Annotated in this window: 1 protein-coding gene; it reads right to left on the bottom strand. The window is 42.1% G+C overall.

The genetic code is table 11. The features are described 5' to 3' along the window. On the bottom strand, nt 1-423 hold a 423-nt coding region (locus tag HMPREF2865_RS05735; protein ID WP_210399353.1), incomplete at both ends, for a replication initiation factor domain-containing protein.

Here is a 423-nt window from a genome sequence, read left to right as displayed (position 1 = left end):
TGTTGACATCGCCAAATTGTTTTCCTTTCTCATAGACACGTGTAAATTTAGAATTTCCGCGTTTACCTACATAAAAGGTTTTGCCGCTACCATCATCATTGCGCCATGCAGTACCGCGGCATTCACTTTTTGGCCTCATGTTATGAACATCAAAATGACCGTTATCATGATCAAGTAATGCTTGATCGGGCGTGTATTCGCCGTTAAAAAAATCATGGGCCACATCAACACGGGTAATTTTTGGACGTATGCACTTACTTAAAAACTCATACAATCGGTTTTCCCAACCGGGTATAGCAGCCTGACAACCTGTACCATTCAATTCAACCAGCATTGTTTCTCGCTGACCGCCGTAATGAACCTTGCCGTATTCAACGTTATCCGGGCCTAGTTGGTAACAGCTTTTATAGAAAAACTTTCCTT

The sequence above is a fragment of the Neisseria sp. HMSC073G10 genome, assembly GCF_001812605.1.
Taxonomy (GTDB): domain Bacteria; phylum Pseudomonadota; class Gammaproteobacteria; order Burkholderiales; family Neisseriaceae; genus Neisseria; species Neisseria subflava_A.
Note: the sequence above shows the minus strand (reverse complement) of the source record. Positions and strands in the feature narration are given on the sequence as shown.